We start from the raw sequence: 13,849 nt of genomic DNA on the forward strand, positions 1-13,849 counted from the left end.
GATGAGTGAACCTACTGCGGGGAAGAGCCGCCTGTTCGACGTGCGGCTGGTGATCGGCGGCCTGTTCGTGATCTACGGCGTGATCGTCACGACGGTCGGGATCTTCGACAGCCAGGCCGAGATCGACAAGGCCGAGGGCGTCCGGATCAACCTCTGGATGGGCCTCGCGATGCTCGGCCTGGGCGCGTTCTTCCTGATCTGGCTGCGGCTCAACCCGACCAAGGGGGTACCGTCGCAGCCCGCTGACGAGGAGTCCGGCCGGGCGGAGTGACAGCCCGGCGGAGCGCTGGCCGGGCGGTTTGATGGCCACGGCGGTGTGCCCGGGTTGCGGTCGTGTTGCACAGGGTCCGCATATCTTCAAGACGGCTGCCCGTGCGACCGATAACCCGGGCATGGAAGCCCTCACCGCACTGAGCGGCCTCGCCTCGGGAGGTCGCCGCTCACCCGGCTGGCAGGTCCAGCTCCGGGTGGACTACGTCGTCAACCAGGTCATGAAGACCCACCGCGGGCAGAGCGAGGACGTCATCAAACAGGCGATCCAAGATCAGCTCCGGGTGTACGGGGTGGTGCCCAACAAGCGTCAGATCAACCAGTACGCGCAGGCCATCTCGGCCCTGCCCCAACTACCACCGGTCAGCAGGTAACCGTCATCGGGTCGCGACCCTACCGGGCCGGGAAACGCAGGATCCGGTCATCGCCGTCACGCTGGTCGCCGCGGCCGTCGGTGTTCGATGTGGTCACCCACAGCGAACCGTCGGGGGCCACGGCGACCGTGCGAAGCCGTCCGTACTCACCGGTGAGCTCGGCCGTGGTGGAACCACCGCCGAGCGGAACCGTCCACAGGCGCTCACCCCGCAGCGCCGCCACGTAGAGCGTGTCCCCGGCGACCGCCGCGCCACTCGGCGAGGCGTCGTCCGTGGTCCACTGCACGATCGGGTCGGTGAACCCGGAACTCCCGCCGCGGCCCTCCACCTCGGGCCAGCCGTAGTTCCGGCCCTTCTCGATGATGTTGACCTCGTCCCATGTGCTCTGCCCGAACTCGATCCCGTACATCCGGCCCTGGTCGTCCCAGGCCAGGCCCTGCACGTTGCGGTGACCCAGCGTCCAGACCGGCGATCCCGCCCACGGGTTGCCCGGCGCCGGATCGCCGTCCGGCGTGAGCCGCAGAATCTTGCCGCTCGGGTCGTCCCGGTCCTGTGACCTCGATTCCTCGCTCGCGTCGCCGGTGCCGACGTAGAGCATGCCGTCCGGCCCGAACGCGATCCGCCCGCCGTTGTGCCGGGAGCCCTTGGTGATCCCCTCGAAGATCACTTCCGGCTGCGGGTTCTCCAGCCTGAAGCGGACGATCCGGTTGTCCTCCGCGCCGGTGAAGTACGCGTAGACCCAGTCCTCGTGCACGGCCAGCCCGAGCAGCCCGCCCTCGCCGCCCGCGTCCACGCCCGGCACGGTGTAGACCTCGCGCGGCTCACGTCCCGGTTCCACCCGGAGCACCCGCCCGCTGTCCCGCTCCGACACCAGCGCGCTGCCGTCGGTGAGGAACGCCAGGCCCCACGGCACGCCGATGCCCGTCGCCACGGTCTCCGGCGCGGACAGGTCCGGCGCCTTCCCGGCGCTGTCCGGGGCCTTCGCGGTGCTTTCCACGGCGGGCGACCGTGCCGGGGACACCGCCGGCACCGGTTGCACGGTGGGGGCCGCCTCCCCGCCGGTCTCCGCGGAGCAGGCGGTCAGCAGGGCCGCGCCGGTCGCGGCGATGGCCAGGCGGGTGGTGCGGATGACGTTCATCGCTCCACGTTGCCACGGCCGCGGGCTGGCTCCAACGCCCAATCTGTGCTAAATGTGGCTGTTTGCCGGATTAGCCGGGGTGATCGGCATGAAGATGGTGGCCGCGCGGTGCGCCGGCCGCGCAGGGCGGAGAGAGGTTTTGCGAGCGGGACACCAGCGATTCCGGCGGCCGGTCACGGCCGCGATCCTCACCCTCACCACCCTTCTCGCGTACGCGCCACGGCCGGCCCTGGCCGACCCGGTGCAGGGGGTGCCACCGACGCTGCGGTCCGGCGGCCCCCCGGTGATCCACTGGGAGCCGTGCCCGGAGGACGAGAAGGCGCAGTGCGGGACCATGCGGGTCCCGGCCGACTGGTCGGCGCCGTACGGCCCGTCGATCGAGCTGACCCTGGCCCGCCGCGCGGCCGGAGACCCGTCCCGGCGGATCGGCGTGCTCCTGGTCAATCCGGGCGGTCCCGGCGCCTCGGCCGTCAACCAGGCGCTCGACACCGAGTACTTCGGGGACGAGGTGGAGCGCCGGTTCGACATCGTCGGCATCGACCCGCGTGGGGTCGGGCGCAGCGCCCCGATCCTCTGCGCCCAGGACCTGGTCGACGCGAAACCGTCCCCGCTCGCTGCCACCGAGGCCGAGTTCGGGCAGTGGGCCACGTACAACAAGCGGCTCGCGGCGGACTGCGCGTCCCGCAGCGGGCCGGTCTTCCACCAGGCCGGGACCGGCAACGTGGTCCGCGACATGGACGCCGCCCGGATCGCCCTGGGCGAGGAGAAGATCAGCTTCTACGGTGCGTCTTACGGCTCGCTGATCGGTCAGCTCTACGCCGAGCGCTACCCGGACCGGCTGCGCGCCCTGGTGCTGGACAGCGTGATGGACCACAGCGCCGACCTCGCCGCGTTCGTCGGCCGGACCGCGGAGTCCGCGCAGGACTCGTTCGACGAGTTCGTCACCTGGTGCGGCCGGGACGAGCAGTGCGCGCTGCGCGGCCGGGACATCCGGGCGATCTGGGCGGCGCTGATGGACCGGGCCGAGGCGGGCACGCTGCAGGACCCGTACGACCCGCCGGCCCCGCTGCGGAAGTGGGACCTGATCTCGGCGGCGTTCAGCGCGTTCTACGACCCGCAGTGGTACTCGTTCGCCTACTACCTGAAGGAGGCGTACGAGCCGGCGCCGGCCGGCCGGCGCGCGGCGCCCGAGGTGGACCTCACCCCGCACAGCTTCCCGGCGGTGATGTGCCGGGACTGGTCGCTGCCGGTCGGCGGCTGGACCGGGTACCGCGCCCTGATCGACGGGCTCGCCGCCCGGGCGCCGCAGATGACCGCCTCGCCGCTCGCGCTGACCGCGGTCTCCGGCTGCGCGGGCTGGCCCGACCCGCCCGCCGACCCGCAGCGCCCGATCCCGGCCGCGAAGACGCCGATGCTGCTGGTCAACGCCCGGCACGACCCGGCGACCGCGTACTCCTGGGCGACGAACGTGGCGCGGCAGCTCGGCCCGTCCGCCCGGTTGCTCACCTACGAGGGGTGGGGGCACGTCGCGTACAGCCACAGCGACTGCGTGTCCGGCGCCGCCGACCGCTACCTGACCGACCTGACCCTGCCGGCACCGGGCGCCACCTGCCCGCCGGTCGAGCCGGTGCCCTACGGCGTCGGCTGATATCGACGCCTGCGGTTGTGCCCCGCCCGGATCCCCGGTAGGCAGGGAATTGACAACCGACACTGTCCTGTCTGGAGGGCCGATGCGGCTCCTGCCCGCGCTCACAGCGCTTTCCCTCACCACCCTGGGAGTCGCGGTCGCGGCCCCACCAGCCTCCGCGGGTGGCGCGCCGGACCTCGGTCCGACCGCCACCGGGTACGGCGGGGCGGTCGCCACTGTCGACGCCACGGCCACCGCCGTCGGCCTCGACGTGCTGCGCAAGGGCGGCAACGCGGTCGACGCCGCGATCGCCGCAGCGGCCACCCTGGGCGTGACCGAGCCGTTCTCGGCCGGGATCGGTGGCGGCGGCTTCTTCGTCTACTACGACGCCAAGCGCCGCAGCGTCTCCACGATCGACGGGCGGGAGACCGGCCCGGCCACGATGACCGAGGACTACTTCATCGATCCCGCGGACGGGTTGCCGTACGACTTCCCCGAGGCCCGGGTGAGCGGCCTGTCGGTCGGCGTCCCCGGCACGGTCGCCACCTGGGAGGCGGCGGCCCGCAAGTGGGGCACCCGGTCGCTCGCCGAGGGCCTGCGCCCGGCCGCGCGGGTCGCCGATCGGGGCTTCGGAGTGGACGCCACGTTCCGGCAGCAGGTCGCCGACAACGCGGCCGCGTTCGGGCAGTTCGACTCGACCCGGGAGATCTACCTGCCCGGCGGCGCGCCGCCCGCGGTCGGCTCGACCCTGCGGAACCCGGATCTCGCGGACACCTACCGGCTGATCGCGGACCGGGGTGCCGGCGTCTTCTACCGGGGCGCGATCGCCGACGACCTGATCGAGACGGTCCAGAACCCGCCGGTCGCGGACGATCCGACCGGCGCCTGGGCGTACCCGATCCGGCCCGGCGAGCTCACCAAGGCCGACCTGGCCGGGTACCGGCTGAGGTTCCCGTCGCCGACCCGGTCCGACTACCGGGGTCTCACCGTCTACGGCATGAACACGCCGTCCAGCGGCGGCATCGCGGTCAGCGAGGCGCTCAACATCATCGAGAAGGGCCTGCCGGGCTCCGCCTCGGCGACCGAGAAACTGCACTACTACCTGGAGGCGTCGGCGCTCGCCTTCGCCGACCGGAACCGCTATGTCGGGGCGGACACCTCGCAGCGGACCGTGCGGCAGCTGCTCTCCGACCGGTGGGCCGCTCAGCGGGCCTGCCAGATCGACCCCGGCAAGGCGCTCACCAAGCCGGTCCCGCCCGGTGACATCACCGCTCGCGGCTGCACGCCGGCCACCGCCGGCAAACCCGTCGAGCAGGGTCAGAGCACCACGAACCTGACAGTGGCCGACCGGTGGGGCAACGTCGTCGAGTACACCTTCACGATCGAGCAGACCGGCGGCAACGCGATGGTCGTACCCAATCGTGGTTTTCTGCTCAACAACGAGCTGACCGACTTCAACTTCGCGCCGACGCAGGGGACGGCGGCCGACCCGAACCTGCCCGGGCCCGGCAAGCGCCCGCGCAGCTCGATGTCGCCGACGATCGTGCTGAAGGACGGCAAGCCGTTCCTCGCGCTCGGCTCGCCGGGCGGCGCGACGATCATCACGACCGTTCTGCAGGTGCTGGTCAACCGCCTCGATCTGGGGATGACCCTGCCGGAGGCGATGGCCGCGCCGCGGGCCTCGCAGCGCAACAGCGCCGGGATCCAGGCCGAGCCGGCGTTCCGCGCCCGGTACGGGCCGCAGCTCACCGCGCTGGGCCACACGTTCGGCCCGGACGTGGCGGAGCTGGGCGCGGCCACCGCGATCGAGTTCACCCGGGGTGGTGGCCTGATCGCCTCGGCCGAGCCGGCCCGGCGCGGCGGCGGCGCGGCGGCGGTGGTCCACCCGAGGCGCTGACCGGTTGTGGGGTGGATTTCGAGCCGAAATCCACCCCGCACTCGCCCGAACAGCTGTGATTTTTCGGTCTCCGCGCGGTTCCCGCTCAGCAGCGAGCCGGTTGCGACGATGCTTCCGGTGCAAGTGCAGAGCAACGGCAGAACTTCGGGGGGCGTTCGGCCATGAAGAACATCGGTCATGTCGCGGGGAACATGGCGGTAGCGGCGGCGGTCGGCATCTGCTGCGCGGTGTGCCATCCTGGCGCCGCGCAGGCGGCGGCCGGCCAGGCCACCGGCGGCGGCACGCAGAGCACCGTCAGCAGCAAGCAGGACAGGTCGGCCCAGCAAGCGGCGGCCGCGGCCGCACAGCTGCCGGGCCTGGTCGCCTACGTCCGCAACGGCGACGTCTACACCAGCAAGGGCGCCACCGAGACCCGGCTGACCACCGGCGGGGCCAGCGCCCGTCCGCGCTGGTCACCGAACGGCAAGCAGATCGCGTTCCTGAAGAGGGGCCAGCTCTGGACGATGAACGCGAACGGCACCGGCCAGCGCCGCCTGACCACCCGTCCGGCCGCCGGGCCGTCCTGGTCGCCGGACGGCAAGTGGATCGCGTTCGCGTCGCTCTCCTGCACCGGCGGCCCGGGCGTCTACCAGATCCGGACCGACGGCAAGGGCGCCCCGGCGGTGCTCTTCCCGCGGGACTGCCGGGCTGAGGCGCTGCCGGGCGAGACCGAGGCCGCCAAGAGCAGCGTGCAGAAGGAGCTGAGCACGGACAACGCGGTCGCCTGGTCGCCGGACGGGCGTCAGCTGGCGTTCCGCGGCGGCGACTGCGAATCGGTCTACGACTCCTGCCTGAGCCTCGGCGACGTGTCGACCGGCGGGGAGAAGACGGTGGCGGCGTACGGCGGTGGCGGCGTGCAGAACAGCGGGTTCGCGGTCGTGCCGAGCTGGCGTTCGGACGGCGCGAAGCTGGCGTTCACCGCGTACCAGGAGGGTGAGGTCGCCGCCGAGAACAAGCCGGTGCACCTGGTCGAGTACGACGCGGTGACCGGCGCGAAGCGGACGATCGGCAACGCGATGGACCGTGAGCTCGACTACGTGGACGCCAGCCGGGCCGTGATCACCAGCGAGAAGGCCGGAACGTCCTGGGTGACGGTGGTGGGCCTGGCGAACGGCCTGCGCGTCCCGCTCAAGTCCGGCTCGCAGCCGAGCGTGCAGCCGGTGACCCGGTAGAAGCCGGTAAAACTACACTGGGGCCGCCATGACTGAGACGAACATCCGGCCCATTCGCACGTTCCATCCTCGCCGGGGACGGATGAGCACCCGCCATGCGGATGCCCACGCCGCCTTCTGGCCCCATCTGGGACTCACTGTCATCGATGGCGACCGGAGCGAGCTCGATCTCGCCGGATTGTTCGGGCGCACCGCTCCGGTCGTACTGGAAATCGGTTTCGGCATGGGTGACGCGACCGCGGCGATGGCCGCGGCCGATCCGGACCGGGATTTTCTCGGTGTCGAGGTGCACACGCCGGGCATCGGCAACCTGCTCGCCCTCGTCGGTGAGCTGGGCGTGACGAACGTCCGGGTGGCGCACGGCGACGCCATGGAGCTGGTGCACCGGATCCCGGCGAACGCGCTGGACGCCGTGCACGTCTTCTTCCCGGACCCGTGGCCGAAAGCGCGTCACCACAAACGGCGGCTGATCCGGCCGGAGAACGTTGCGCTGCTGCGGGACCGCCTGCGTCCGGGTGGCGTGCTGCACTGCGCCACCGACTGGCCGCACTACGCGGAGGCGATGGCGGAGACCCTGGACGCGGATCCGGGCCTGCGCCGCCTTCCGGCGACGGCGTCGCCGCATGCGCGACCCGAGACCAAGTTCGAAAGGCGCGGCGCCGAGGCCGGTCGCCCGATTGCCGATTTACGGTACGAGAAAAGCTAGGTCCCGTTTCGTGAAGGATGGCGGGGCTGCGGGAGTCCGCACGCCGGACGACCGCGTCCACAGCGGCTAGGATGCCGCGATTTCACCCCGTTTAGCCTTTTCGCCCCTCTACCCTTGAGTGTGGAGGTCAGCCATGCGGCGAGATGACGCCGGCATCGACGCCGGGCGGTCCGGACGGACCCGTGCGGCTCTCGCACGCGTGGCCGCACCTCACGGGGGGACGGCCGCCGGTGGACACCCGCCGGCGGCTGCCGCACCTGCCGCCCGGCCTTCCGCAAGCTCCTTCCGCGACCTGCTCGCCGAGGCCGCCACCGGGCCCGAGCTGCACCGCGGCGTGCTCACCTCCGGATCGGCCGACCAGCTCGCCGCGCTGGTGGCCCGCGCCGCCGGAGCGCCGAGCGCCTGCATCCAGTTCGTCGAGGAGAACCGGCTGCGCCTCTACGGCAGCTGGGGTGTCGCCGCGGACTGGGAGGTGGTCGCCGAAACCGGGCTGGACCGCTCGCTCGGCGGCCTCGTGGTCCGCCACGGGAGCACGCTGATCGTGGAGAACGCCCGCGCCGACCCGCGCATCGACGACGGCCTGCTGCGCCGGGGCGGCGGCGCCTACCTCGGCTGCCCGGTGCACGACCGGTCCGGCGCCGTCCTCGGGGTCTGCTTCGCCTACGACCACCAGCCACGCCCCTGGACGCCGGGGCAGGTCGCGGCCGTCTCCGAGGCGTCCGAGGTGGCCACCCTGCTGATCGGCGAGCAGATCGCGAGGCACGAGCTGGAGCAGCAGCACCGGTTCCTCGACGCGGTGCTGGACAGCCTGCACGACGGGGTGGTCGCCTGCGACGCAGGAGGCCGGATCGCGTTCGTCAACGAGCGGATGCGCCGCCTCTGGGGTGACACGGTCTTCGGCACCGAGCCGGTGCCCGGCCTGACCGACGCCACCGGCACCCCGCTGACCCGCGACGACCTGGGCCTGGTCCGGGCGCTGCGCGGCGAGGTGATCCGGGACGAGCCGCTCGCCCTGCACGGCCGCAGCCGGCGCACCCACTACTACGTGATGGACGCCCAGCCCTTCCACGGCGTCGACGGCCGGGTGCTCGGAGCCGTCCAGGCCGTGCAGGACGTCACCCGGCAGCGCCGCGCCGAACGGTTCCGCAGCTGCGAGCTCGCCGTGACGACCGCGCTGACCGAGGAGCCGAGCGTCGAAGCGGCCGGTCCGCGAGTCCTCGAAGCGGTGGTCGGCGCGCTCGACTGGGTGCACGCCGAGCTGTGGCTCGTCGAGGAGGGGACGATCCGGGCGGCCGCGCGGTGGAGCGCGCCGGGCTGGCCGGGGGAGATCCCGGTGCCGGAGCGGCTGGCGTACGGGCAGGGACTCGCCGGGCGCGCCTGGCAGGTGGACAAGCCGCTCTGGATCCGGGACGTGGGCCAGCCGCAGAGCCTGATCTCGCCGGACACCTCGGCCGACCGGCTGCACACCGCGGTCGCCATCCCGGTGCACGACGGCTCCGGCCCGATCGGGGTGCTGACCGTCTTCGCCGACGCGATCGAGGACCCGGAGGACGAGCTGCTCGCGCTGATGTCCGGGATCGCCGCGCACCTCGGCCAGTTCGTCGAGCGGAGCCGGGTGGAGGACCTGCAGCGCCAGCTGACCCGCAGCAAGAACGAGTACCTGGCGCTGATCGGGCACGAGCTGCGCACCCCGCTCACCTCGATCAGCGCGTACACCGAACTGCTCCGGGAAGCCGACGAGGCGACACTAGTCCGCGACGGCCCCCGGCTGATCCAGGTGATCGAGCGGAACACCCTGACCCTCCGCGAGATCATCAACGAGCTGCTGGAACTGTCCGCCCTGGACGCCGGGCACGCGGACGTCCGGCGCACACCCGTCGACCTGGCCGCGGTCGTCCGCGACGTGGTGGACCGGACCCGGCGCGCCATCGACGGCGCGCCGGTGGTGATCGACGCCGACCTGCCCGGCGAGCTGATCGTGCCGTGCGACCGGGACCGGCTCCGGCACATCGTGCAGAACCTGCTGGGCAGCGCGGTCCGCTACAGCCCGGACGGCGGCCACGTCGCGGTGTCGCTGCGCAGCACCGGCCGGGCAGCCGAACTGTCCGTCTCGGACGCGGCCGGCGACGTGCCCCGCGCTGAGCGGGAGGAGCTGTTCACCGGCCACTATCGGACCAGCCGGGGCAGCGACCGGACGATACCGGGCAGCGGGCTCGGGCTGACCCTGAGCCGGGCCGTGGTGGAACGGCACCACGGCAGCGTGGAGCTGACCGGAGGCGAATCCGGAACCACGGTCCTGATCCGCCTCCCCCTGGAAGTCAGCTGACCCCGGCGGCCCTTTCCTGTTGTGTGGATTTCGGGTGCGGAGCGTGCCCAAGTCGACACGCTCGCTGGGTTCTGCTCGGGTGTGTGGAGTTGGGGTGCGGAGCGCGCCTGAAGTCGACACGCTCGCTGGGTTCCGCTCGGGTGTGTGGATTTGGGGTGCGGAGCGCGCCTGAAGTCCACACGCTCGCTGGGTCCCGCTCGGGTGTGTGGATTTGGGGTGCGGAGCGCGCCTGAAGTCGACACGCTCGCTGGGTTCCGCTCGGGTGTGTGTTTTTTGGGTGCGCTCCGCACCTCAAGTCCACACGGTGGCTGGTCTCGCCTGTGCCGTCAGGCTCTGGTTTCGGCGGACTGGATCTCGATCGGCCCGGCCGCCGGTTCGCCCGGTTGCTTCGCGCCGATGTACAGCGTCGCCACCGCACCGAGCAGCAACGCGCCGCCGGCGATGGTGGCGGCGCCGAGCGGCTCGTCGATGAGAAGCACGGCCAGCAGGGCCGCGGTGAGCGGTTCCAGCAGGGTGACCACCACGGCGACACTGCCCGTCGTGCGCCGCAACCCGGTGTAGAACAGCGCGTAGGCCAGGGCCGTCGTGATCGCCCCGGCATACACGAGCAGCGCGATCGGCTTCACCTGCGGCGTGAACGCGAGCCCTTCGACGGCGGCGATCGGGAGCAGCGTGACCGCGCCGATCGTGCACGACAGGGTGGTCAGGGTCAGCGGCTGCACGCCCTGGGTGGTGTGCCGGCTCAACGCGGTCGACGCGGCGTAGACGACGCCGGACCCGACGGCGGCGATCAGCCCGAGCCCGGCGGCCGGCACGCCCGTGTCGACCGTGGCGCCGGCGATCAGCGCGAGCCCGATGATCGCCGCCGCCGAGGCGGCCAGGACACCGGTGCCCGGCCGCTGCCGGGTGCGAACCGTCTCCCATGCGCTGAGCAGCACCGGCGCGATGCCGAGGCTGACCACTGTGGCGATGCTGACGCCGCCCAGCCGGACCGCGACGAAGTACAACGCCTGATAGGCGGCGAGCCCGGCGCCGGCCAGGACGATCGCCACGGGCGCGCCCCGGAACGCCGCGACGAGCTGCCGCGCTCCGGTGGCCGGCGCATGACCCTCGCGCGATGCCGCGGCCGGCGCATTCGCAGCCGTGCCGGTCGACGCGTTCCCGGCTTTGCCGCGTGTGGACAGGCCGAGCAGCAGCAGGACAACGGCCGCGAAGAGCAGCCGGTAGAAGCCGATCGCGACGGCGCCGAGCCCGGTACTTTCGGCGACGACCTGGACGACGACGCCGGCGGTGCCCCAGAGGATGCCGGCTGCGGAGAGTTGCAACAGGCTCAGGCGGGCGCCGGCCGTCGCGGAAATTGGCAGGGTGAAACGTTTGCTGAACACGTGCGCTCCGGAAAGAAGAAGTGAGTCGGTGTCGGCGAGCACCGGAGCGCAGCGAAAGGAGACCGGCCGAGCGATGCTCGATCGGTCAGGCGGGCGCTCCGGAGGGGAGCGCGACGGGCGCTCCGCCAGGGAGCGCGACGGGCGCTCCGGTCAGGAGCGCGGCGGGCCGAGGTTGCCGAGGTCGAGACTCACGCCAGGCAGCCTAGCGGCATCGGGAAGGGCGGCGCCTCCACCGGATCGGCAGTCCGCCATGCGGAACACCCGCGGGCACGTGCCGCCCCGGCATGCGGGACACCCGCGGGCACGTGCCGCCCCGGCATGCGGAGCACCCGCGGGCACATGCCGCCCCGGCGTGACAGGCACGCCGGGGCGGGCACGCGGGACGGGTCATGCCGGCCCGGCACGCCGGGCCGATCATGCCGGGACGGGGCACGCCGAGACGGGCATGCCGGGACGGACGGGCGGATCAGGCGGCGGTGGCGGCGCCGGTCGTAGTGGCGGTGTCGGTCGCGGTGGCGGCCCACATCGCGGTGAAGGCCGCCGCCTCACCGGCCAGCCAGCTCTCGACGTGAGCGGGCCGGGCGGCGGCGTCGAGACGGTGGGTGACCCCGCGCCGGACGTCGACGAGCACCGGCTCGGCGTTCGGCAAGATCTGGTCCATGTGACTCGCCATCAGGTGCAGCATCGCGGTCACCGCGTCGACGCTCGGCGGCTCCTCGTCGAAGTGCAGCCTGACCGCTTCGCGACGGCCATCGTCGTACCGAAGGCCGAAGTGGGGGTTGATCTTGACCGCGAGGGGTCCGACGGTGGCGATCGCGTCCCGCGTCTGTGCGAGGTTGACCTGGGCCGGGTCGCCCAGCGACGTCAGATAGGCCTGAGCGCCGGACCGCAGCGACGAGTAGAGCGGCTTCCACCGGTCCTTGACGAGGCCGACGACGCCGGCGAGGTAACTGCCGCCGGTGCGGAACGCGATGTCGGCTTTCAGTGCTTTCACCAGCTGGCCGTGCGGGTTGAACCCGGACCGCCGCTCCCGCTGCCGGCGCAGCCCGCCGACGAAGGTGGCCTTGGCGGGACCGGTGCGAGACACGTACCGCGTGAAGCCGAGCATCGTCGCATAAGGGCGGATCGTGGACATGGTTGACGTGGTCACGTCGGTCTCCTCACTCGCGCTGACCGCAGCCGGAAATCAGCCGAAGATCAGCAGCTCAGGGCCCCTCTTTCGTACATACATACTAATCGACGGGTACGACATTCCCAACGCGTTCCTGGCCCTCGCGGACGCCGGCTGGGATCCTCGGGAATCAGTGGAATCTCCGGCGCCGGGCTGTCGATTTCCGGGCTCGCCGTTCGTCTTACCGCGACTGTCCTGAGGAGGTAGCCATGAAGTACATCATGTTGATCTATCAAGGCACGGCGCTCGAACGGCAGGCCGAGCTCACCGCCGACGAGCAGAAGCAGGTCTACGCCGACTACCAGGCGATCAACCAGACGCCGGGCGTCACGCCGGCGCCGCCGATGGGCCTCGCCGAGAACGCGACGACGGTACGGGTCGAGGGCGGCCGGACACTGACCACCGACGGCCCGTTCGTCGGGATGAAGGAGGCCGTCGGCGGCGTGTTCATCCTGGAGGCGGACGATCTCGACGCGGCCATCGAGGTGGCCGCCCGGGTGCCGGCGGCGCGGTACGGCGGCGCCGTCGAGATCCGGCCTTCGGAGGTGTATTGGTAACCGCGCTGGACGAGATCTTCCGCGCGGAGTGGGGCCGGGTGCTGGCCGGCCTCGTCGGCGTCCTCGGCGACTTCGATCTCGCCGAGGACGCCGCGCAGGAGGCCTTCGCCATCGCCGCCGATCACTGGCCGCGCGACGGGGTGCCGGCCCAACCGCGTGCCTGGCTGATGCGGACGGCGCGTAACCGTGCCATCGACCGCATTCGCCGCGACCGGGCCCTCGCCGCGCGACTGGGCCTGCTCGCCGCTGCCCACGATGCCGAGGCGCCGATGAAGACGACCGACGAGCGACTGGAACTCATCTTCACCTGCTGCCACCCGGCGCTCGCGATCGAGGCGCAGGTGGCGCTCACCCTGCGGGCGCTGGGCGGCTTGACCACCGACGAGATCGCCCGCGCCTTCCTCGTGCCGGAGCCGACCATGGCGCAGCGGCTGGTACGAGCGAAACGCAAGATCAAGGCGGCCGGGATCCCGTTCCGTACCCCGCCGGATCACCTGCTCCGGGAGCGTCTCGACGCCGTTCTCGCCGTCGTGTACCTGATCTTCAACGAGGGCTACGGCGGTCGCGACGAACTCGCGGCCGAGGCGATCTGGCTGGGACGTGCGCTGACCGAGCTGATTCCCGGCGATCCCGAGGTGCGCGGGCTCCTGGCGATGATGCTGCTGCACGACTCCCGCCGCCGGACCCGGTTCCGCGACGGCGAGCTGGTGCTGCTCGGCGATCAGGACCGGTCCCGGTGGGACTGGGCGGAGATCGGCCACGGGCGCGCCGCGCTGGACCGGGCGATCGCGCTGGGCGGCCGCGGGCCGTACGTCCTGCAGGCGGCGATCGCCTCGCTGCACGCCGAGACGCCGTGCGACTGGGCGCAGATCGCCGCACTGTACGGCGAACTCGCCCGCCTGACCGCCTCACCGGTGGTGGAGCTGAACCGGGCCATCGCGGTCGCCTAGACCGACGGGCCGCAGGCCGGTCTGCGCATCGTCGACGGGCTCGGCCTGCACGACTTCCGGTACCTGCACTCCACCCGTGCCGAACTGCTGCGACGTCTCGGCCGGACCGGCGAGGCCCGCGAGGCCTATCGGCGCGCGCGGGCACTCACCGACGACGGGGCCGAGCGGCGCTTCCTGGAACGCCGGCTGACGGAACTGGCCGGCGGCCGGTCGAGCGCCGCTCCGGAAGACCCGTAG

11 protein-coding genes and 1 pseudogene are annotated in these 13,849 nt (G+C 72.3%); 9 read left to right on the top strand and 3 right to left on the bottom strand.

Translation table 11 applies throughout. The features are described from left to right. The first annotated feature begins 1 nt into the window (after nt 1). Entirely contained in the window at nt 2-271 is a 270-nt protein-coding gene (locus AB0F72_RS06575; protein ID WP_360426238.1) for a hypothetical protein, read from the top strand. A 121-nt stretch (nt 272-392) separates the two neighbouring features. Then, the gene (locus AB0F72_RS06580; protein ID WP_360426241.1) at nt 393-644 is read left to right on the top strand and encodes a hypothetical protein; all 252 of its coding nucleotides are present in this window, start codon (nt 393-395) and stop codon (nt 642-644) included. Nucleotides 645-663: 19 nt separating this feature from the next. Here AB0F72_RS06580 and AB0F72_RS06585 read toward each other — a convergent pair whose 3' ends face one another. Next, a complete protein-coding gene (locus tag AB0F72_RS06585) occupies nt 664-1,782 on the bottom strand; it encodes a PQQ-dependent sugar dehydrogenase (RefSeq protein WP_360426244.1) in 1,119 nt (372 codons plus the stop codon). Nucleotides 1,783-1,921: 139 nt separating this feature from the next. On the opposite strand from AB0F72_RS06585, the gene AB0F72_RS06590 reads away from it, so the two are divergent. The 5 genes from AB0F72_RS06590 to AB0F72_RS06610 all read left to right on the top strand — a co-directional run bounded on the left by AB0F72_RS06590 (nt 1,922) and on the right by AB0F72_RS06610 (nt 9,549). Beyond that, a complete protein-coding gene (locus AB0F72_RS06590) occupies nt 1,922-3,430 on the top strand; it encodes an alpha/beta hydrolase (protein WP_360426247.1) in 1,509 nt (502 codons plus the stop codon). 82 nt (nt 3,431-3,512) lie between these two features. After that, nucleotides 3,513-5,306: a gamma-glutamyltransferase gene (ggt, locus tag AB0F72_RS06595; RefSeq protein ID WP_360426250.1), complete on the top strand. Its 1,794-nt coding sequence runs from the start codon at nt 3,513-3,515 to the stop codon at nt 5,304-5,306. Nucleotides 5,307-5,467: 161 nt separating this feature from the next. Further along, nucleotides 5,468-6,517, top strand: coding sequence for a hypothetical protein (locus AB0F72_RS06600; RefSeq protein ID WP_360426253.1), 1,050 nt, complete (start codon nt 5,468-5,470; stop codon nt 6,515-6,517). Between the two features lie 28 nt (nt 6,518-6,545). Further along, nucleotides 6,546-7,223 carry a tRNA (guanosine(46)-N7)-methyltransferase TrmB gene (gene trmB / locus AB0F72_RS06605; protein WP_360426256.1) on the top strand — a complete coding sequence of 226 codons (678 nt, stop codon included), beginning with the start codon at nt 6,546-6,548 and terminating at the stop codon, nt 7,221-7,223. Between the two features lie 133 nt (nt 7,224-7,356). After that, a complete protein-coding gene (locus AB0F72_RS06610) occupies nt 7,357-9,549 on the top strand; it encodes an ATP-binding protein (RefSeq protein ID WP_360426259.1) in 2,193 nt (730 codons plus the stop codon). Between the two features lie 326 nt (nt 9,550-9,875). Here AB0F72_RS06610 and AB0F72_RS06615 read toward each other — a convergent pair whose 3' ends face one another. Then, entirely contained in the window at nt 9,876-10,934 is a 1,059-nt protein-coding gene (locus tag AB0F72_RS06615) for an EamA family transporter (protein ID WP_360426262.1), read from the bottom strand. Between the two features lie 466 nt (nt 10,935-11,400). Next, complete coding sequence (locus tag AB0F72_RS06620) at nt 11,401-12,084, bottom strand: hypothetical protein (protein ID WP_360426265.1); 684 nt, start codon at nt 12,082-12,084, stop codon at nt 11,401-11,403. A gap of 230 nt (nt 12,085-12,314) precedes the next feature. On the opposite strand from AB0F72_RS06620, the gene AB0F72_RS06625 reads away from it, so the two are divergent. Both AB0F72_RS06625 and AB0F72_RS06630 read left to right on the top strand, forming a co-directional pair. Continuing rightward, entirely contained in the window at nt 12,315-12,662 is a 348-nt protein-coding gene (locus AB0F72_RS06625; RefSeq protein WP_360426268.1) for a YciI family protein, read from the top strand. Further along, nucleotides 12,656-13,849: pseudogene (locus AB0F72_RS06630) on the top strand (sigma-70 family RNA polymerase sigma factor). Before AB0F72_RS06625 ends, AB0F72_RS06630 begins: the two are co-directional and overlap by 7 nt.

This window comes from Actinoplanes sp. NPDC023936, from assembly GCF_040639325.1.
Classification (GTDB): Bacteria; Actinomycetota; Actinomycetes; order Mycobacteriales; family Micromonosporaceae; genus Actinoplanes.

What these genes read in the sequence shown, in the direction of transcription:
- AB0F72_RS06575 (WP_360426238.1), top strand. Translation starts at nt 2, where the DNA reads ATGAGTGAACCTACTGCGGGGAAGAGCCGCCTGTTCGACGTGCGGCTG.
- AB0F72_RS06580 (WP_360426241.1), top strand. Translation starts at nt 393, where the DNA reads ATGGAAGCCCTCACCGCACTGAGCGGCCTCGCCTCGGGAGGTCGCCGC.
- AB0F72_RS06585 (WP_360426244.1), bottom strand. Translation starts at nt 1,782, where the DNA reads ATGAACGTCATCCGCACCACCCGCCTGGCCATCGCCGCGACCGGCGCG.
- ggt (WP_360426250.1), top strand. Translation starts at nt 3,513, where the DNA reads ATGCGGCTCCTGCCCGCGCTCACAGCGCTTTCCCTCACCACCCTGGGA.
- AB0F72_RS06600 (WP_360426253.1), top strand. Translation starts at nt 5,468, where the DNA reads ATGAAGAACATCGGTCATGTCGCGGGGAACATGGCGGTAGCGGCGGCG.
- trmB (WP_360426256.1), top strand. Translation starts at nt 6,546, where the DNA reads ATGACTGAGACGAACATCCGGCCCATTCGCACGTTCCATCCTCGCCGG.
- AB0F72_RS06610 (WP_360426259.1), top strand. Translation starts at nt 7,357, where the DNA reads ATGCGGCGAGATGACGCCGGCATCGACGCCGGGCGGTCCGGACGGACC.
- AB0F72_RS06625 (WP_360426268.1), top strand. Translation starts at nt 12,315, where the DNA reads ATGAAGTACATCATGTTGATCTATCAAGGCACGGCGCTCGAACGGCAG.